18 protein-coding genes are annotated in these 19,588 nt (G+C 48.1%); 15 read left to right on the forward strand and 3 right to left on the reverse strand.

The genetic code is table 11. From position 1 onward, the window contains the following. Nucleotides 1-6: 6 nt before the first annotated feature. Complete coding sequence (locus tag AC1DLM_RS06430; protein ID WP_477569449.1) at nucleotides 7-927, reverse strand: AraC family transcriptional regulator; 921 nt, start codon at nucleotides 925-927, stop codon at nucleotides 7-9. A 173-nt stretch (nucleotides 928-1,100) separates the two neighbouring features. Between AC1DLM_RS06430 and AC1DLM_RS06435 the strand changes: the two genes are divergently transcribed. The 13 genes from AC1DLM_RS06435 to AC1DLM_RS06495 all read left to right on the forward strand — a co-directional run bounded on the left by AC1DLM_RS06435 (nucleotide 1,101) and on the right by AC1DLM_RS06495 (nucleotide 14,507). Then, a complete protein-coding gene (locus AC1DLM_RS06435) occupies nucleotides 1,101-2,885 on the forward strand; it encodes a glycoside hydrolase family 35 protein (protein WP_477569450.1) in 1,785 nt (594 codons plus the stop codon). A 216-nt stretch (nucleotides 2,886-3,101) separates the two neighbouring features. Then, nucleotides 3,102-4,529, forward strand: coding sequence for a spore germination protein (locus AC1DLM_RS06440; RefSeq protein WP_441989451.1), 1,428 nt, complete (start codon nucleotides 3,102-3,104; stop codon nucleotides 4,527-4,529). Then, on the forward strand, nucleotides 4,526-5,599 hold the full coding sequence (locus tag AC1DLM_RS06445) for a GerAB/ArcD/ProY family transporter (protein WP_477569451.1): 1,074 nt from the start codon (nucleotides 4,526-4,528) through the stop codon (nucleotides 5,597-5,599). Before AC1DLM_RS06440 ends, AC1DLM_RS06445 begins: the two co-directional genes overlap by 4 nt. Next, a complete protein-coding gene (locus tag AC1DLM_RS06450) occupies nucleotides 5,596-6,714 on the forward strand; it encodes a Ger(x)C family spore germination protein (protein ID WP_477569452.1) in 1,119 nt (372 codons plus the stop codon). The genes AC1DLM_RS06445 and AC1DLM_RS06450 overlap by 4 nt, the downstream gene beginning before the upstream one ends. 124 nt (nucleotides 6,715-6,838) lie before the next feature. Further along, the gene (locus AC1DLM_RS06455) at nucleotides 6,839-7,387 is read left to right on the forward strand and encodes an NADPH-dependent FMN reductase (RefSeq protein ID WP_477569453.1); all 549 of its coding nucleotides are present in this window, start codon (nucleotides 6,839-6,841) and stop codon (nucleotides 7,385-7,387) included. A gap of 166 nt (nucleotides 7,388-7,553) precedes the next feature. Then, on the forward strand, nucleotides 7,554-8,099 hold the full coding sequence (locus tag AC1DLM_RS06460) for a nucleoside/nucleotide kinase family protein (RefSeq protein ID WP_477569454.1): 546 nt from the start codon (nucleotides 7,554-7,556) through the stop codon (nucleotides 8,097-8,099). A 114-nt stretch (nucleotides 8,100-8,213) separates the two neighbouring features. Continuing rightward, on the forward strand, nucleotides 8,214-8,975 hold the full coding sequence (locus tag AC1DLM_RS06465) for a sulfite exporter TauE/SafE family protein (RefSeq protein WP_436238771.1): 762 nt from the start codon (nucleotides 8,214-8,216) through the stop codon (nucleotides 8,973-8,975). A 90-nt stretch (nucleotides 8,976-9,065) separates the two neighbouring features. Beyond that, complete coding sequence (locus AC1DLM_RS06470; protein WP_171632188.1) at nucleotides 9,066-9,209, forward strand: hypothetical protein; 144 nt, start codon at nucleotides 9,066-9,068, stop codon at nucleotides 9,207-9,209. Between the two features lie 106 nt (nucleotides 9,210-9,315). Next, nucleotides 9,316-11,247 carry an ABC-F family ATP-binding cassette domain-containing protein gene (locus tag AC1DLM_RS06475; RefSeq protein WP_477569455.1) on the forward strand — a complete coding sequence of 644 codons (1,932 nt, stop codon included), beginning with the start codon at nucleotides 9,316-9,318 and terminating at the stop codon, nucleotides 11,245-11,247. Nucleotides 11,248-11,539: 292 nt separating this feature from the next. Further along, on the forward strand, nucleotides 11,540-12,238 hold the full coding sequence (locus tag AC1DLM_RS06480) for a hypothetical protein (RefSeq protein ID WP_477569456.1): 699 nt from the start codon (nucleotides 11,540-11,542) through the stop codon (nucleotides 12,236-12,238). A gap of 104 nt (nucleotides 12,239-12,342) precedes the next feature. Then, the gene (locus AC1DLM_RS06485; protein ID WP_477569457.1) at nucleotides 12,343-13,041 is read left to right on the forward strand and encodes a pirin family protein; all 699 of its coding nucleotides are present in this window, start codon (nucleotides 12,343-12,345) and stop codon (nucleotides 13,039-13,041) included. Between the two features lie 33 nt (nucleotides 13,042-13,074). After that, a complete protein-coding gene (locus AC1DLM_RS06490; RefSeq protein ID WP_441989459.1) occupies nucleotides 13,075-13,404 on the forward strand; it encodes a hypothetical protein in 330 nt (109 codons plus the stop codon). A gap of 14 nt (nucleotides 13,405-13,418) precedes the next feature. Further along, on the forward strand, nucleotides 13,419-14,507 hold the full coding sequence (locus AC1DLM_RS06495; RefSeq protein WP_441989460.1) for a nitric oxide synthase oxygenase: 1,089 nt from the start codon (nucleotides 13,419-13,421) through the stop codon (nucleotides 14,505-14,507). Nucleotides 14,508-14,655: 148 nt separating this feature from the next. Here AC1DLM_RS06495 and AC1DLM_RS06500 read toward each other — a convergent pair whose 3' ends face one another. Beyond that, a complete protein-coding gene (locus AC1DLM_RS06500) occupies nucleotides 14,656-15,516 on the reverse strand; it encodes a sugar phosphate isomerase/epimerase family protein (protein WP_477569458.1) in 861 nt (286 codons plus the stop codon). 13 nt (nucleotides 15,517-15,529) lie between these two features. Then, on the reverse strand, nucleotides 15,530-16,690 hold the full coding sequence (locus AC1DLM_RS06505; protein WP_477569459.1) for a Gfo/Idh/MocA family protein: 1,161 nt from the start codon (nucleotides 16,688-16,690) through the stop codon (nucleotides 15,530-15,532). Between the two features lie 278 nt (nucleotides 16,691-16,968). Between AC1DLM_RS06505 and AC1DLM_RS06510 the strand changes: the two genes are divergently transcribed. Next, nucleotides 16,969-18,714, forward strand: a complete 1,746-nt coding sequence (locus AC1DLM_RS06510; RefSeq protein ID WP_477569460.1) for a sensor histidine kinase — start codon at nucleotides 16,969-16,971, stop codon at nucleotides 18,712-18,714. A 53-nt stretch (nucleotides 18,715-18,767) separates the two neighbouring features. After that, nucleotides 18,768-19,577, forward strand: a complete 810-nt coding sequence (locus tag AC1DLM_RS06515) for a response regulator transcription factor (RefSeq protein WP_477569461.1) — start codon at nucleotides 18,768-18,770, stop codon at nucleotides 19,575-19,577. Nucleotides 19,578-19,588 lie beyond the last annotated feature (11 nt).

Here is a 19,588-nt window from a genome sequence, read left to right on the forward strand (position 1 = left end):
ACCAATCTACTGCACCGAATGGTGCTTCGGCCGGAACTCGCTTGGTGACTGGCCAGTCCAGCGGCGGAATTGCCGCGAGAAGTGGCTGGCCGATTGAAAGCCAAGCTTGTCGGCGATAAGATTCATCGACAGATGGGTCGTAACGAGCAATTCTTTGGCTTGCTTCAGCTTCAACTGGCTGACATACTGGCGCGGTGATAGGCCGTACACCTTGGAGAACAGCTTGCTGCACTGGCTGCGGCTCATGTTCAGCTCTTTGGCGATCCCCGCGACGGAAGCTTCCTCGCCGAGACCTAGCGACAGCTTCTCCTCGATCGCGTGGGCGACGTCAGTTGAGAACAACGACGCATCGCGGTTCGTTGCACTCGTACTTTCACGCGTTGTTTTCACCACTGCGCTCTGCTGGGCGCGAAGCAGTGCGAGCACATCATGAATGATGAGCAGCGTATAAGACTGCAGCAGCAGCTTATCCTCGAAGAGCAGATGAGCCTGCTCAGCCCCTTGATCTAACAGCTGGTTGCGCGTCACAACGGCTTCTAATTCGCCTACGTAGCTGCGTAGCTTGCTCGTGGAGGCGTCCTTTTGACGGATCAGCTGGTAGGGTGTTGCCGCTAGTAGACTGCGGATTTCCGTATCGTCGAGATCGAAGTGGACATTAAAATACCCATAATGAAAAGCCGATTGGTTGGCGGATTGATGTCGGACACCAGATTTAATAAGCAGCCAGTCGCCTGCGAACATGGTGATGGATTGGCGATTAATCTCATGCAAGACTTCACCCTCCGAACAATACAGCAGCTCAAATAAATGATGATGATGCCTCGGATAGGCCCATCCTGGGGGCTGCAGTCCAAAATGACAACCGACGACCTGCAGCGTTTGAATCATATTCGGAAAACGGTAATTATCCCTATATAAATCCTCCATACGGATTGCCTCCAGTTAGCGTTCGTTCGTTGATTTTGATGCCTCTATCATAGCATCCTTCGGCACATTTGGTATAGAACTTGCGCTATTTGGAGATTGAGTGGAACAGCCAGAATCAGCGATGATGAGAGAAGAAGAAAGACCATTCATACGGATAATTCGGAGGGATCATCGTGGCGATTTTAACAGCAGGAAACAAGCAATTTTTACTAGATGGGGAGCCCATCCAACTCTTGTCAGGCGCCATCCATTATKTTCGCGTAGTGCCAGCCTATTGGGAAGACCGATTGTTGAAGCTGAAAGCATGCGGTTTTAATACGGTTGAGACGTATTTACCTTGGAATTTACATGAACCGAAGGAAGGCGAATTCAATTTCAGCGGCCTCGCGGACGTGGAGGCATTCGTACAGCTAGCAGGAAACCTGGGTCTACATGTGATCGTGCGGCCTAGTCCTTACATTTGTGCGGAGTGGGAGTTTGGTGGGCTGCCGGCTTGGCTGCTGCAATATCCTTCGATGAAATTACGTTGTATGGACGCTATGTATTTGCAAAAAGTCGATCGCTATTACGACGAGTTGATTCCTCGTTTGAAGCCGCTGCTGAGCACGAATGGCGGGCCGATTCTGGCGGTGCAAATCGAGAATGAATATGGCAGCTACGGGAATGATACCGCTTATTTAACCTATCTAAGAGACGGCTTAATCAGCCGTGGCGTGGATGTGTTGCTGTTTACATCCGACGGTCCCGAGGATGGGATGCTGCAAGGCGGAACAGTGCCGGGGACACTGGCTACGGTTAATTTCGGCTCACAGCCGGAAGCGGCTTTCGAGAAATTCCGTCAATATCGCGAGAATGAGCCGTTTTTTTGCATGGAGTACTGGAACGGGTGGTTTGACCACTGGTTGAAGCCGCATCACACGAGAGATGCTGGTGACGTTGCAGATGTGTTCGATCGGATGCTGCGAGCGGGTGCATCGGTCAATTTCTATATGTTCCACGGTGGAACGAACTTCGGATTCTACAACGGTGCAAACTATCAAGAGAAGTATGAAGCGACAATTACTAGCTACGATTACGATTCACCCTTGTCCGAATGCGGTGATGTGACGGAGAAATATAGCGCTGTGCGTAAGGTAATTGCCCAGCATTTGGGCATAACGGTAGAAGAACTTCCCGCGCTGCCTGCGCCAATTCAGAAGAAGAGCTATGGGCAAATTGCGATGACAGAAAAGGCGGATTTACTAGAATCTCTGCCTTATCTGACGAAACCAATCCAACACATCACGCCAGTGTCGATGGAGCATCTCGGACAAGATTATGGCTTCATCGTCTATTCGACGAAAGTGTCTGGACCTCGAACCGGCGAAAGCTTGCACCTGCAAGAAGTACATGATCGTGCGCAAGTCTTCTTAGATGGCGTGTACCAAGGTACGGTAGAACGCTGGGATCCACGTCCACTCCAGATGGACATTCCTGCTGGGGGAGCGAAGTTAGATATCGTCGTTGAGAACATGGGACGTGTTAATTATGGTCCGCGACTTCGAGATTGCAAAGGGATCACAGAAGGCGTGCGAATGAATAATCAGTTCCTTTTTGACTGGACGATTTATCCACTCCCATTAGACAATATCATGGCGGTTCCATTCGTTCAGACGACGGGAGAAGTCCTTGCAGGAGCCAGCGTAGATAGCGAATTCCTAGATCATCCGACTCTCTATCGCGGGGAATTCCTTGTAGATGGAACAGGAGATACGTTCGTCAAGTTAGCGGGCTGGTCCAAAGGTGTCGTTTGGATCAATGGCTTCAACCTCGGCCGCTTCTGGGAAAAGGGCCCCCAAAACACGTTGTATCTGCCAGCTCCCCTACTAAAAGAAGGGCGCAATGAGATCATCGTATTGGAACTGCACCACACGGAGAATGCCATCATTGAACTGACGGATACGCCTGATTTGGGCTAGTACCCTAGAATACGAAGCACCTTCGGCTGCGATTGCGGCTGGGGGTGCTTTTGGGTTATGTGCTGCGCATGCTTGGCTCCGGTTTTAAAATGCTTTGTCACCTGAAGCAGCACCGTCTGGGCACAAGCCTAGGCGGTTTTTTCTCGTTTTTCTATCTGGATAATCCCCCGAAACTGGTAAATACTAACGGAAATGTAGTTGGACGGAGGGCGCGGTATGGAAATGCAGCAGGATTCTCTTCTGATCTCTGATGAGATCGAGACGAATATACAAAACCTATTCCAGTATTTCCATTCTTCCGACGATGTGCGCTCCAGGGAATTCACCATGCAAAGCCTAAGGGGAAGTCTTCTTTATTTATCAACCATTACAGATACAGATAAGCTGCAGTCAGACATTCTCAAACCATTGCTGCAATCTCACGCAGGTCGTCTTGAGGACATACTTCCTATTTTGGATATTGAGCTTGTCACCGATTTGAAGACTGCAGCAGCAGGGATGCTTCAGGGCAAGTGCGCTATTCTGCTGGAGCAAAGAATGGATATTGTTTTGGTAGATGCAAGTTCAAGAGTCGTACACAGCGTGGGTGAACCACAAAACGAACAAACGGTTCGTGGATCGCATGTCGGTTTTGTGGATGACGTTTATGTCAATGGGCAGCTAATCCACCAACGATTGAAAAATGCGAACCTAGTTGAGCGGCATTTCACCTTAGGCTCCGAAAGCCCGACAAACGTCAAGCTGTTATACATGTGTGATATTGCCGACATGACAGTTGTTGACGATATAATCGCCAACCTGCTCACAAATCAGGCTACCTTCATTAAATCGTCTGGACAAATTACCGATCGTTTGGAAAGCAGTCATTTATCACCATTTCCACAATTACTATTTACCGAAAGACCCGACACGACCGTTTCGCATTTAATGGAAGGACGAATCGTACTACTCGTAGACGGAAGCTCGTTCGCGACAATTCTGCCTGTCACGTTCTTTATGTTTTTTCAAGCGGCAGATGATTTTAATGCCAGGTGGTGGAATGGGACCTTTTTTAGATTCCTCCGGTTAATCAGCGTTATGATCGGTATCGCGCTACCATCCGTATACATATCCATTGTTTCTAATCATTTCGATATCTTGCCGATTGATTTGGTGTTTTCATTGAAAGCCTCGTTGGAAAACATCCCATTCAATCCGCTCATGGAAGCAATGTTCATGATTACCGTGCTAGAGTTGCTCAGGGAAGCCGCGATCCGATTGCCGAAATCAATCGCAGCTACGCTGTCTATCGTCGGAGGTCTCGTGATTGGAAGTGAAGTTGTGAATGCCAATTTGGTTTCAACGACGATGATCGTTGTCATTTCATTGACAGCAGTAGCTTCATTCAGCGTACCTTCACATGAAATGCGCCTTGCTATTCGTCTTATCTCTTTCCCCATCATGATTGCTTCTTCGCTGCTAGGTTTTGCGGGTATTGCCTTTAGCTTCTGTCTCTTGTTCATGCATCTAAGTAAACTCGAAACATTTGGTGTGCCTTATTTCTATCCGTTCACTCCATTCGAACCAAGACGCATTCTGACTACGCTTGTTCAGTTGCCAAGACGGATCTTCCGCCGTAAAGCGTCGGATAGGAGGGCATCATGACTAGGGTTCAATTATTTGCCTTCATTTTGCAAACGCAGATCGGTATCGCTGTGCTTTCTTTCCCTTATGATTTGCATAAAGCCGCGGGTGTAGATGGATGGATTTCTGTTCTTGTGGCTGGAGCCTGCGTTCAACTCATTCTGGTAGCTTACGCATTGTTATGCCAGAGATTTCCCCGGCAAAATCTATATCAATTTGTTCCTATCATTTTGGGCAAATGGTTCGGGAATGTGATCAACGTGGTGTATATCTTACATTTTACCTTTACGAGCTGTCTGATTTTATTGATGGAAATGACGTTCGTAGAGTTATGGATATTACCCCACACGAACCCGGGGCTCATCATCGTTGCGAATTTTATTGTTTGCTTATACATGGCCAAGGAGAATATTCGGATTATTGCCCGTTACAATGCGTTAATTACCCTATTAATTTTTGTGATGCTGGTGATCATGATGACGAACTTTAGCACAATGGATTACCGCTATCTATTGCCTGTTGGGCAAGAAGGGCTACATGCCATATTGTTGGGAGTAAAAAGCTCTTTGCTATCCTTTTTAGGTTTTGAAGTGGTTTTAGTGCTGAATTCTGATATTCAAGCAAAAGGAAAGAGCTTGATTCCTCCCATTCTGTGGGCAAATGGATTGGCAACTGCCTTCTTTCTGATCATGGTTCTCATCTGTTATATAAATTTCAGTCCAGAATCGATTAACTACATTCCACAGCCCGTGCCGTACTATCTCAATGGAATTTCCCTGCCGTTTCTAGAACGATTGGATCTGCTTTTTCTATCTATCTGGCTGGTAAAAGTAACGTCAACACAGATCAGTTACCTTTACAGTGCAGGGAAGGGATTGGGGTACTTATTTCATCGCAATGAGCACCGTAAAGCAATCTATTATCTTGTCCCACTTGTCTGTTTAACGGGGATATTCTGGCGATCGGAGAATCAAGTCCAGTTCTTAGAGCAGATTACTCAATATGATAGCTTTATCATTCTCGGGATTCCGATCGTGCTCCTACTAATAGCCTGGATGAGAGGGAAAAGGGGACGGATGCCATCGGTATGAGAAAATTAGTGATTAGCTGTCTTAGTCTCCTAATACTATCAGGATGCAACTATCGAAATGAGCTCAAAAACCTGCAGCTCATCTATGCGGCCTCGATTGATATGAACGATCAGCACGATATCGTCACTACCGTAACCATTCAATCGCCTGGTGGTAAGGAACGAACGGCACCCGTTCATGAGGTGATAACGGCATCGGGACCTACGCTGCAAGATGCGTTATTCAAAAAAATTGGGTTGCAAATCGCAGGCCCGATAGGTACCTCCAAAAATCAAGTCATGCTGCTCGGCGAGAAGGTGGCAAAAAAAGATTTAGCGCAAATGCTGGACTCGTCCTTTCGGACTTCAAATGTTCCTATGCTTGCTAAAGTGGCTATTGTTCGCGGGCAAGCTGGCGACTTGATTCGCATCGATCGAATTGGGTCTGCAACGGCAGGTGAATATTTGCGGAAAATCCTTCGAAGTGCTAGCTATGAAACGATCATTCCTGCAATGACGCTGCATTCACTCTACCCCATGCTGCATGATCCAGGGCGGGACCCCGCCATCCCGATTCTGAGGAAAGAGACTGATAAAGCTGTGGTTGACGGCTTAGCTCTTATGCATGCTCGCAAATTTACAGGTTATTCTTTATCCCCAGAGCAATCGATGTTGTATCTATTAATGAACGGAGATAAGGGTGATATTTGTGTGATCACAAGAGATATTAAGGAGGAAGCTTCCAAAGACAAAGACGAACCTTCCGATTATTTAGCACTTAACATATCGAACTTAAAGCGAAAAAAAGAGGTCTGGATTGACGCGGAGGGGCAACTACAGATTCAACTCAACCTGAAGATGAAGGGCAGAGTTATTGAATATGCCAGGGATGACCTAGCCGACAAGAAAAAGGTTGAACAATTGAATAAGCAGTTCTCCGAGGTCATAACAAAAGAGGCCAATGAGATATGCAAGAAGCTTCAGCAGGCAAATTCCGACGCTTTGGGCATTGCGCGGGATGTGATGGCTTTTTATCCGAATGAATGGAAAAAGATGGACTGGGAGACCGAATATCCGAAAGCGAAATTTCAAGTTTCGATGAAAGTTGAGATTGTGTCACATGGGATAATTAATTAAGAGCAGGTATCCTAAAGTATACCTGGTACCTTAAAAGTGCCTACTTCCAGTCGTCCGAATTAATCGTTATACTGATGAAGTTACGTTAAGTAAGTAATTCACTTTATTTTAGGAGGTAACAAAGATGTCGAACGAGCAACTGAAAATTGGTATTATTCTTGGCAGCACCCGTCAAGGTCGTGTTAGCCCGCAAGTAGGCGAATGGGTTAAGCAAATTGCTGATGAGCGTGGAGATGCTGAGTACGAAATAGTTGATATTGCCGAGTTTAAACTTCCTTTCTTCGGTGAAGGTACAGGGGAAGAACCCGGACTTGCAGCATGGAATACGAAGCTTGAAAGCCTGGACGGTTTTGTATTCGTTGTCCAAGAATATAATCACAGCATTACAGGTGCTTTGAAAAATGCATTGGACTCCGCACGTGAGCCTTGGAATAACAAAGCCGCTGGTATCGTGAGTTACGGTTCAACAGGTGGTGCTCGTGCAGCTGAACATCTGCGTGGCATCCTAGGCGAGCTATTGGTAGCAGACGTTCGCGTACATCCGACGTTCTCCTTGTTTACAGATTTCGAAAACTTCTCCGTATTCAAACCAGCTGATCTGCACAAAGGCAACGTGAATGCGATGCTCGATCAAGTGAAAGCTTGGAGCGGCGCGTTGAAAACGTTGAGATAAATAGTGACATAGAAATACCCCACAGGGATGAGCTGTGGGGTTATTTTATTTGTGGAGAAGTCACATCAGAAGATCGGCGGCTTTTTGTTATGTATTGTAATAGGCCCCTAACGAGGAAGTATGATAAGCTAATATGGATATTTATTCCTATTGGAGTGTGACGTTCGTGATGAAGAAGCCGCGAGTACTATCCGTTTCAGGCGTATCTGGTGGAGGTAAGACAACGACAATCAATCACTTGATTCATAGATTAGATCGTGCTCAGGCCCTCTATTTCGATGATTACGATTTTGAGAATTGCCCTGATATATGTGAGTGGGTGGAGGCGGGGGCTGATTACAATGCCTGGGTGCTCTCCCCATTCATTACAGATATTCAGCTGCTGCTCAAAGACCAATCACTCGACTATATTGTCCTCGATTATCCTTTTGCCTACTTGAATGATGGCGTGCGTGACTTTATTGATTTGGCCTTTTATGTTGACACTCCATTGGATATTGCCATGGCCAGACGCATCTTACGCAATGAGCAAAAGCATGCGATGCACGAACTGCAAAGTGATTTGAAGAATTATTTGGCCAGGGGAAGAGCCGCTTATTTGGAAATGGAAAAGACGGTGAAAGTCAATTCGGATGTGATCATTCAAGGGGATTTGGCTACTGATCTCATCGTTGACCAGATTATAGAGGAACTACGGAAGTATTCAGTTTAACCTTTGATTATTTTACCTTAGGTAAATTCTTGCTTGAACGGGAACATCGTGCGAGAATAGGTGTTGGACAAACAAACCATACTTATTCAAACACAAGAGGAGTTCATTCACATCATGCTGCATTTGAGTTGGGAAATGATGATTTTCGTTATCGTCGGCGGGTTCTTGGCAGCCTATGTAGATTCGGTTGTTGGGGGAGGCGGGCTTATTTCGGTGCCAGTCTTACTGGCAACAGGAATGCCGCCAGCGCTGGCGTTAGGCACGAATAAATTAGCGGGGACGATGTCGTCGCTGACAAGCACGATTTCATTTATGCGGACAGGGAATGTTGATCTCAAAGCGGTGCGCGGATTGTTCGTGCTTTCCTTGGCTGGAGCGGTGTGCGGGGTATTCGTGCTGCGGCAAATCCCTTCCGATTTTCTAAAACCACTGGTCGTGGTGATGCTGATTCTAATTACGATTTACACGATATTCCGCAAAAATTGGGGAGACATCTCGACTTTCAGTCAGTACTCGGCGAGGACGGCTTTCTTAATGGGCTGCGCAGCGTTCGTCTTAGGTTTCTATGACGGTTTTTTTGGCCCAGGAACAGGATCTTTCCTGATTTTCGTATTTCTGATGGTCGGCTTCGATTTCGTCAAAGCAGCGGGCAATGCCAAAATTCTCAATTTCGGCAGCAACATCGCAAGTTTAATTACGTTCATGGCGCTGGGCTCCATTAATTATTGGATCGGAATCCCAATGGGCTTGGCGATGGTGTGCGGCGCATTACTCGGCTCTCGTATGGCGATCCGTAAGGGATCGGCGTATGTGCGGCCGCTTTTTATCACGGTATGTGTGCTGTTGGTGGGTAAGCAAATTTGGAGCTTGATGTAGGGGCAGGACGATGGATGGAGCCCATTGCGAATTGACCGATGGTTATGGTACTATTTTAGCAGAGTGTACATTGAAGGAGGTGAAGGTAGGATGAATCGAGAGTTCGTGAACAACCGTGTGAGCCAGTTACCCATTGCGATGGCTGGCATCGTTCATGCAGAAGTCAAAGACGCGAGAGGTCTGTCCACTTATGCGCATACGGTTTACCAACTCACGAAAAGACGCCTACCTTAACCCTCTACGGGAATTATCCGAAAGGTCGTAGGAATTTTCCTGCGGCTTTTTTGTGTTAGCTGCGTGCAGGTCAGGGTCGTCTTCAAACCAAGGAGGATCCTTTATCATGTTAATTATTAATGGTCAAAATATAAAAAAATACCACGGTGCCCAGCTGGTGCTAGAGGATGTTACGTTTGAGATTCATCAAGGGGAACGTGTTGGACTTGTGGGTCGCAATGGTAGCGGGAAATCAACACTGCTGCGCCTAATTGCCAAAATGGAGAAGCCTGACGAGGGGCAGCTAACGGTGCGTAAGGATACGGGGATTGGATATTTGGCCCAAATCCCAAGCACTTGGGAAAGCTTCACGGTGTACGATGTGCTGGCTGCAAGCTTCCAGGAGCTGCTTGCGTGCCGAGCGACGATGCGGGAGCTGGAGAGCGAAATGTCGAGCCAAGCGGTCATGAACGATGAGAAACGTATGGATCAACTGCTATCGCGATATGCAGTGCTGCAAGAGCGATTCGAACGCGAAGGCGGCTACGAGCTGGATGCACGCATTGATCAAGTGGCGAATGGGTTGCGGATTGCGAAGGGGTTTTATGAGCGAAGCTTTGCCTCTTTGTCGGGAGGAGAGAAGACGAAGATCACGTTGGCTTCCCAGTTAATCGGCAAACCAGACCTGTTGTTGCTGGATGAGCCGACGAATCATTTGGATTTGGCAGGTGTGGAGTGGTTAGAGGATTACCTCAAGCATTATGACGGCGCTTGTATCATCGTCTCCCACGATCGTTACTTTCTGGATCTCGTTGTCACGAAAATCGTGGAATTGGAAGATGGCGAGTCGACTACGTATCACAGCTCTTATTCGGGCTATGTGAAGGAGAAGGAAGTGCGTCTGCTTCAGCAGTTTGCGGATTACCAAGAGCAGCAGAAGGTAATCCGTAAAATGAAAGAGACGATCAAGCAGCTGATCGAATGGGGGCGTATCGGCGGCAATGAGAAGTTTTTCCGCCGGGCGTTCTCCATGCAGAAAGCGCTGGATCGCATGGAAAAGCTCAAGCGTCCTGTGCTCGATCCGAGGGCGGCTGATTTCGATTTGAAGCCGGAGGATCGCTCAGGCCGCAAGGTGTTGCGCTTCGAGAATGTCACGAAGAGATACGGGGAGAAGACGCTGCTAGAGCAGGCGAGCGGCTCACTCGAATACGGCGAGAAGGTGATGCTCGTCGGGCATAACGGCTCTGGGAAAACGACGCTGCTGAAGATGCTGCTCGGTGACGTGCAGCCGGATGGCGGGGAGCTCGAACTTGGGGCTCGCGTCGACATCGGCTATCTAGCGCAGCAAGCGTATCCGGCGGATGACAAGAAATCCGTTCTCGCGTATTTCTGCGAGGAAGCGAAGCTGGAAGAAGGGGAAGCGAGGGGGCGGCTGGCTGCGTATTTATTTTATGGCGCGGATGTGTTCAAAGCGGTGAGTTCCTTGTCTGGCGGCGAATGGACGCGATTGCGACTAGCCCTGCTTGTGCTGCGCAAGCCGAACCTGCTCATCTTAGATGAGCCGACGAATCACATGGACATCGCTTCGCGCGAAGCGCTAGAGGATGCGCTGGAGGAATTCCCAGGCACGGTGCTGGCGGTGACACATGATCGGTATTTTATGAATCGGCTGGCGCGAAAAATATGGGAGTTGGATCAGGGGAAGATCACCGTGTATGTAGGTGATTTTGATGCGTATAAAGAAAAGAGCGGCGAGCTTCGCGCCCGGGAAGCGATTATGGCCGAGGAACGCGGCAGGCTCACCTCCGTTGACAAAGTGAAGGTGAAACAGCCAGAGGCTTCCGCGGTTAAGCGGGGGAAACCAGCGGCGGCGTCTGAGAAAGCCGCTTTGGAGAAGCGGATCGCGGGCGTAGAAGCGGAGTTGGCCGCGTTGGATGAGCGGCTGCAGCAGGAAAGCGAAACACGGACACCGGCGGAGCTCGCGGAGCTTTGGGAGAAGCGGGAAGTCGTGCAGGGGCAGTTGGATGCGCTGTATGAGCAGTGGGTGTTGGAGGAGTAACCGTAGCTGTAACGGTGAAAAACACGCTTACAGCTGCGGAATGTGCCAGAAACGCCTGCCCCTCGCGCTGTAACGGTGAAAAACACACTTACAGCTGCGAAATGTGCCAGAAACGCCTGCTCTCCGCGCTGTAACGATGAAAAACACGCTTACAGCTGCAAGATAGTGATACTCGGCAAGTAGTGCCTATTGCTCATGACTCCTTTTCCGAGCCAATCGCTCGAAGGAACTAACCGGAATCCATTTTTCATGTGATAATGTAAGATATCTGTGTTAGGAACGAGGTGAGAACATGAGTAGGAACACTATGCTTGTCGGGCTGGTTTGGGTCGTTCTCGCGATCCTATATTATAGTGCTTACGGTATTGTGATTCAGGTGTTAGATGTTAGGGAGAAAGGTTTTGATCTCATTAACACCACAATCAGTGTACTGCCTTTGCTAATATCCCTAGCCATTACGTATGTTCTTGTGCAAATGTTGCGGCTACGCCAATTGGTAAGAACCCTCATCTTGATCACGCTTATTCTCCTACTGGCCGTTCCTGCAAGCTTGTCGTTGAACAGACTAATAGACCAGCAGATGAAGAAAGTTGATCCGATTGGGTATCAAGCGCTAGCGGAAAATTTCCATAAACAGATAGATTCCGTTCGAAGCAGTGGCAAATCAACTACGATGAATGTAAAAGAATTAACCAACTTTGCTTGGGATAAGCTCTATTTGTTCGGTCCTTATACAACACACACTCAGATCAATGAGCGGTTAGGCTACACGTGGACCCACAATTCGTTACGATTATCAGACGATAATTTGTATCTTATTGTTTTTAGTTTAGATGGAAAAGTTGTGCAATATCTGGATCAAACAACTCCGATTCTCGGTGATTTTAACACGATTTATACGCCAGAACGAGGCGTTGTGCAATTTTCTAGCTCAGGTACCGATAGCAATGAACCTAATCAACCTCACATGCAATTCCTTGAACGCAAGTAATTTGCCATCGTCACAAAACTGGCTTAGTTCCGCCATTGTTCCGACATGGAGTCCGTACCCTGAGTATGATAAGCTAGAGGTACTAATAGAAGGAGGCGATTGCTGTGATCCAAGTTTTCCCGGCCGACACGCGTAATTCAACTGATTTGGGGTGGCTCAAGAGCCACAAAAGCTTCTCTTTTGGCGACTATTTTGATGAAGAAAATGTCAGCTTTGGTGTCATGCGTGTGTGTAATGACGATGATATCGCAGCAGGACGGGGCTTTGGCCCACATCCCCATAGTGACATGGAGATCGTCAGTATCGTGCTCAGCGGAGCGATTAAGCATGAAGACAGCCTCGGCCACGTAGCCATTACGGCTTCCAATGGTGTACAGCGGATGTCCGCGGGCAGCGGCGTGATTCATGCCGAGTATAATGCATCGGAAACGGAACCGATGAGTCTATTTCAGCTATGGTTTATGCCTGCGAAGCGAGGAATAGAGCCTTCTTTTGAAAATGTGACGTATGAGCCGGAGGCGATGATTAATCATCTGTTGCCGGTTGTGACACCTGAGGGAGGCCCTCATATCGCGAAAATCCATCAAGACATGAGCATCTACCTGAGCAAGCTGGATGCGGGTAAAGAACTTCAGTTCGAGCAAGGCGAGAATCGCCGTATTTATCTCATGCTCGTGAGCGGGAAATGCTCGGTCAACGATGCGGTACTCGAAACAAAGGACAGCGCGCGTATCCAAGCGGAGTCTTCCCTGACGATTCGTGCGCTCGAAGATACACATTTCATGCTTATTGATCTGCCATAAGGCGATAATGGAGAGATAGAGGAGGTTGCAGCGATGAAGGAAACGTTTCTAGTGAAGCATGCGGTTGGCGGTCGCGCTTTTATCGATACAAGCAAGCAGTCTGTGCCCTACACGTGGGAGCAGCAAGGCGAACAGTGGTTGTTCCGTGTTCAGATTGATCAGCCGGAGCGGATTGCGGAGCTTTTGAAATGGAAAGAGGAGCTCAACGTATTTGTTTTCCAAGAGTTTGAGAATGAGCCTACACGGAAATTATGGTTCTATGTCGGTGATGATGCGGTTCAGTTTGCGGAGGACAAAGGCGAGCTCACGATCGTCGCAACCTCCCACATCAGCTATATTCCCGACCAATTTAGTGTGAAATGATTGGAGCTATACCGATGAAAGTTCAGGACCAGCAACTAGAGAAAGCGATCCCTTTTATACAAGAATGCTATACCGAATTGGGCAAAAGTGAGGCACAAATTAACGCCCGTATTGCCGAGATTACGCAAGCGATTCAGTATACTGGGACGTATGAGCATACGATGGAAGAGCTGACGCATGGCGCGAAAATGGCTTGGCGCAACAGCAACCGCTGCATTGGGCGTTTGTTCTGGGAGTCGCTTCGTGTACACGACGCTCGTCATATAGAGACGGTAGAAGCTGCGGCCGAGGCGCTGTTCAGGCATATCGAGGAAGCGACGAATGGCGGCAAAATCCGCCCCGTCATCACGATATTTCCCCAATCACGTGAAGGGAAGCCAGTTGTTCAGATTAAGAATGAGCAGCTGATTCGCTATGCGGGGTATGAAACCGAACATGGCATCTTGGGCGACCCTGTTTCAGTGACCTTCACGAAGGCATGCCAGGCACTTGGCTGGCAGAGTGAGGGGACGCATTTTGATGTGCTGCCCCTCATGCTACAGGTAGGAGAGCGGGAGCCGCGGCTGTTCGAGATCCCGAAAGCGTTGATTCTGGAGGTGGCGATTAGCCATCCAGAGCTGCCAACCTTCGCGGAGCTGAACCTGCAATGGTATGCGGTGCCGATGGTTTCTAACATGTACCTCGAAATGGGCGGCGTGATCTATCCCGCGGCTCCGTTTAACGGGTGGTACATGGGAACGGAAATCGGCGCGCGGAACTTTGCCGATGAGGCCAGGTACAACATGCTGCCGCGGGTAGCGTCGATCATGGGACTCGATACGCGGCGTGAGTCCTCACTTTGGAAGGACAAAGCGCTGGTCGAGCTAAACGTAGCGGTGCTGCATTCGTTCGCCCAGCAGGGTGTTGCCATCGTCGATCACCACACGGCAGCGAAGCAGTTCAAGCGCTTCGAAGACAACGAAGAGAAGAGCGGGCGCGACGTCACGGGTGACTGGACGTGGCTGATTCCGCCGATGTCCCCGGCTACGACGCATATTTTCCATCAGCATTACTCGAATGAGATCAAGTTGCCAAATTTTTTCTACCACAAAAAGAAGTTATAGCTCTCGTGGAGCTTCCTTGTACTCTCCCTAGTCTACTCGAATCTTCACCTATGGTGAAAGCGGGTAGGCTTTTTGTTGTATGTAAAAATCACCCAGCTATGACCGCCATCTGAAGGCGGAAGTGGGTGATTTTGGATAAACCTATATGTTAGAACCAGTCGGTAAAGCCTAGCTTGCGCAAATTAGTCGCCGAGAGGGCGAGGCAATCGAACGGATCCTTCCCATACACATCGTCTTGTTCAACGAGGAAATATTTCGAGCCGCTGGCCGCGCCAGCTTCCATGATGCCTTTAATATCGAGACTGCCTTCGCCAACCTCAGCGAATTGGATGATATTGTTAAATGCGGTCATAAACGCTTGCATATCCATGCCTTTGGAGAAATCGTAGTTCAGCGCTCCGATGCGGTAGTCTTTCAAGTGAATCAGTGCAACACGACCCTCGTATTGCTGAATGAAGGTTACGGGATTTTCCCCGCCGCGTTGGATCCAGTGGACGTCCATCTCGAAACCGAGATGCTTCGTATTGTTTTTGATAATATCCAGCAAGTATTCGCCATCAAACTTCTGGAACTCAGCATGATGGTTGTGATAGTACAAAGAGATGCCGTGCGGTGCTAACTTTTCTGCATAGTCGTCTGCGTTCTGAACGAAGGCTAGTACAGCCTCCTTGTTCCCCATCGATGTGAAGGGAAGCATCGGAATGCGCAGGAATTTACAATTCAGTGTGTGGCAATCTGCGACGATCTTATCGAAGTCCGTTGAAAGAAATTCTCCTGGCATGCCTGGAACCATCGGTTCGATGGAGGCACTTAAGGAGGCGATTTCAATATCGAAATAGACGCTTGCTCTGCGCAGTTCAGCCACATTATCTGGTGACATCGGAATTTGTGATACTTCAACACAGCTATAGCCGAGTTTTTTCACTCTCTTCAATGTTTCGAAGATACCAAGCTCCTCAACCTTACCCTTCAACATCATCATTTGAACGCCGATTTTTCCCTTTGCCATGACGCTTGCCTCCTTATACGTTGACTGGATATTTGTTTTCTGTTTCGACCCTTTTGTTCAGTTCTTGTAAGAACAGATCCTCATCGAAAGGAAGTTCGATTTCTTTGCCAAGCCAGCTGGATAGATGAATGGCATTGGCAAGTCGCACGCCATAAATGCCATCGCTGCCAGGTGCGATTAGCGGAGTGCCGTCCAGCACGTTGGCTGCAAAGTTTTCGAGTACAGCGATATGCTGAACACCGAAGGATTCCCCGAATTCGAGCACTTCCTCTGTGAAAATATCCCCTGTGTTTTGACCCATGAAAATTTTCATCACGTCCTGCATGTTCATCGAGTTGCTCATCTCGGACTCTGGGGTAGTAAGACGTTTGATTGTAATTTTCTTACTGCCGTCTACAACTATCTTCCCTTTGTCGCCAAGGATTTCGAAGCGATCTGTGCCTAATACGTCGTGTGTGCAAGTAACAAATACGCCAGTCGCACCGTTCTCGTATTCAAACATGGCTGTGACTTCATCCTCAACAGCAATGTTTCGTTGAAAACCATATTTCACGTTCGAGTATACTTTCTTCGGCATCCCGCAAATCCATTGCATTAAATCCAGCTGATGAGGCGCTTGATTCACTAGAACGCCACCGCCTTCGCCGCCCCAGGTCGCTCTCCACTCACTTTGATCATAATAACCTTGTGGTCTCCACCAAGTGGTAATAATCCAATTCGTTCTGCGAATTTCGCCGATCTCGCCATCTTCAATTAATTGCTTCAACTTCTGGTAAAGGGAGTTGGTACGTTGGTTGAAGAAGATGCCAAAAGTCAGTTCAGGCTTCGTAGCTGCGAACTCATTCAACTCACGAACTTGTTTCGTGTACACGCCTGCGGGTTTCTCGACCAAGGCGTGAATCCCTCGTTTCAGCGCTTCGATACCCATCTGTGGGTGCAAGTAGTGCGGCACACAGGTGACGATGGCATCCACATGTCCGCTTTCCATCATTTCGATATAATTGTCATAGAAAGGGATGTCCGGATACTTCTCAGCGGCCATTTGCTTCTTGGCAGGATCCGTATCGCATAAAGCGCCGATGATCATGTTGCTTACCTTGCCATCTGCTAGAAAGCCTGCGTACATGCCTCCTTCTGCTCCTAGTCCGATAATACCCATACGTACTTTATTCATAATGAAACATCTCCTTTGGAATGGTTTGCATGTTGTATGAATTGTATTGTAATCGCTTTCAATAACTTGATTATAAAGGAATCCCCTGTTTTTGAATCGGATAGATTTGACGCGATTAGCCTTATTTTTGCAATATATGATGCTAGGACAATTCATGAACAGGAAATGAACGCGTATTGAAGCGAAAATGGACATAGTTTAATAGCCAAACTTTCTAGGATGTAGTATGATTTGGCATATTGAAAGCACTTACTTATATGCGAAAAGGGGAACTCCGCTTGTGGCAGAAGCTGGCTAACTGGAATACATTGCGCAATCAGATGTTAGCGGGATTTATTGCCGTGATGATCATCGTTCTGGTCTGTGCAGGCGCGATTACGTACAATTCGGTATCCACCCTCCTCAACACGAAGGCGGAGACACAGATGAAGCAAATCGCCAGTCAAGCGAACGGCAGACTGGAAGCGATCATTACACAAATCGATACGTTGACGTTACAAGCTGTAAATGATGTGTATTTGCAGCAATTGTTTTTATCATCCGTTCAAGGGAAGACGCCAAACTTCAGCGAGCGTCAGTCGCTTCTGAAAATCGCCAATCACATCCAAGCTTACAGTGGTGTGAGCAATGTGGAGTTGTATACGACGGATTTTGCGCGTATGTTTCCGCTGGATGAACAGAAGTTAACGGATCTAATCGAACCGAACTGGATTGAACAGGCGGATAAAGAGAAGGGCAGGCTGGTGTGGATCGGGAACGATCCGAAGAATCCGGACACGGTTCTAGCCATTCGTCGGATCAATTTAATTGACCGATGGTTCTCAAATGGCGGGTATTTGATGGTGCGGATTAATCGCAGCTATTTCGATTTCCAAAGCAAGCTCCCCGATACAGGGCAGCGCGAATTAATGCTGTTAGCCGATAGCTCGGCAAGGCCCATTGTCTCTGAAGGCGGAGCACTTGCTGACATCAGCGGGCTCATGCATACCGATTCGCAGCAAGTTACTTTAGAGCAGAAGCGATATATTTTGGTGAAACAGCTCTCCGAACAGACGGGCTGGACGTTGATGATTTTGTACCCGGTGAGTGATGTGACGGATGGGATTTCCGTGCTGCGTTGGGCGATTATCGTATCTGGGGCTATCGGGTTGGTGCTGTTTATTATCCTGTCATTTCTGCTATCTTCGATGATTACAAGACCGATTCTTAGGTTGATGCGGGCTATGAGAAATACAAGGCAAGGGGTGCTAACGCCCAATTTGACACAGTCTTACACCACGGAGCTGAATGACTTGAACATGACCTACAATCAGATGGTAGATAACATGAATCGACTCATTAAACTCGTGTACGAGAAGGAAATGATCCAAAGCCGAACGGAGCTGCAAGCTCTTCAAGCGCAGATTGATCCGCATTTTTTATATAACACATTAGAAGCATTGTACTGGTCCCTGCAGGAAAAAGAGGAAGAAGAGCTAGCTGATCTTGTTGTCGCTATGTCTGATTTATTTCGCTATGTCATCGGCAATCCGAACAAAGATGTGTGGGTCAATCTATCGGAGGAACTGGAGCACATCAAGCGTTATTTAAGCATTATGAGTGTGAGGTTTGGTTCGCGGCTCGTTTGGGAAATAGACAGCGAAGACATGTACAGTCACGTGAATATTCCGAAGCTGCTGATTCAGCCTTTGGTGGAGAACGCCATCTTGCATGGTTTGGAAGGCAAAATCGGAGTGGGACTGATCACGATTCGCGTGGAACCGTCGCCGCTTGAGCCGTCGTCGGAACTGCGCATTACGGTACGTGATGACGGTCCAGGGATGAATGAACAGACACTGCTGGCTGTGCTGGAGTCGATGGAACGCGGAAGTGCCCCATCCGCCAAAGGAAAAGGCATGGCCATCTCCAACGTGCAGCGGCGTCTTCAGCTCTACTACCCGTCACTTCCAGAAACATATCGTGGCTTAACGATCACGAGTTGTCCTGGGCAGGGTACGAGTGTGAGCTTCGATATTCCGATCTAAGCATATGCTTTCGAAGCTCGTTTTTCTGGCGAAAAACTTTTAGGAGGAACACGATGAATCAATCGGGGAAAACCATTCTTATCGTTGACGATGAGCCATTAACGAGAGAAGGCATACGCAAAACATTAGAAGCCTGGTCCATCGGGCGGTATGCGATACTTAGCTGCAGCAATGGGACGGAAGCGCTCGAACTTTTACGATCGCGACCCGTACATCTCTTGATTACAGACATCCGTATGCCTGAAATGAACGGTTTGCAAGTCGTGGAAGGTACACGTGGTTTCGCTCACAAGCCAGTAGTCATCATTATTTCGGGACATCCGGATTTTCAATATGCACAAACAGCGATCGAATTAGGCGTTGTTAACTATTTGCTCAAGCCGATTCAGAAAAGCAAGCTGATCGAGGCCGTCCAGCAGGCGCTGCGCATGGAAGAAGAACGCGKGCGCGTTGAAACGATGGAGAAAATGGTGGACACGCGCTTGATGCAGGCGAAGACTGCCGACAAAAATTACAGTGCTCCTGTGCAGCAGGCCATCCAGTATGTGGAGGCACATCTTCAAGATCCGCTCGGCATGAGCGAGGTAGCAAGCCAAATCCATCTGAATCCGAGCTATTTCAGCGCTCTTTTCAAAGAGCAAACGGGGTTCACCTTCAGTGAATATGTTGCGAGAAACCGGATCCAGAAGGCGAAGGAGCTGCTCCTGCAAACAAGATTAACGATTGCGGATATCTCGGAGCAAGTAGGCTACCAGACGTCGAAATATTTCATTAAGCTGTTCAAAGAGTATGAAGGGACGAGCCCGAATCAGTATCGGAAACAGATAATGGATGCCGATGATCGGATGAATACCTCGAAATAGTGGAATATTAC

This window comes from Paenibacillus sp. 01T442 (genome assembly GCF_056398345.1).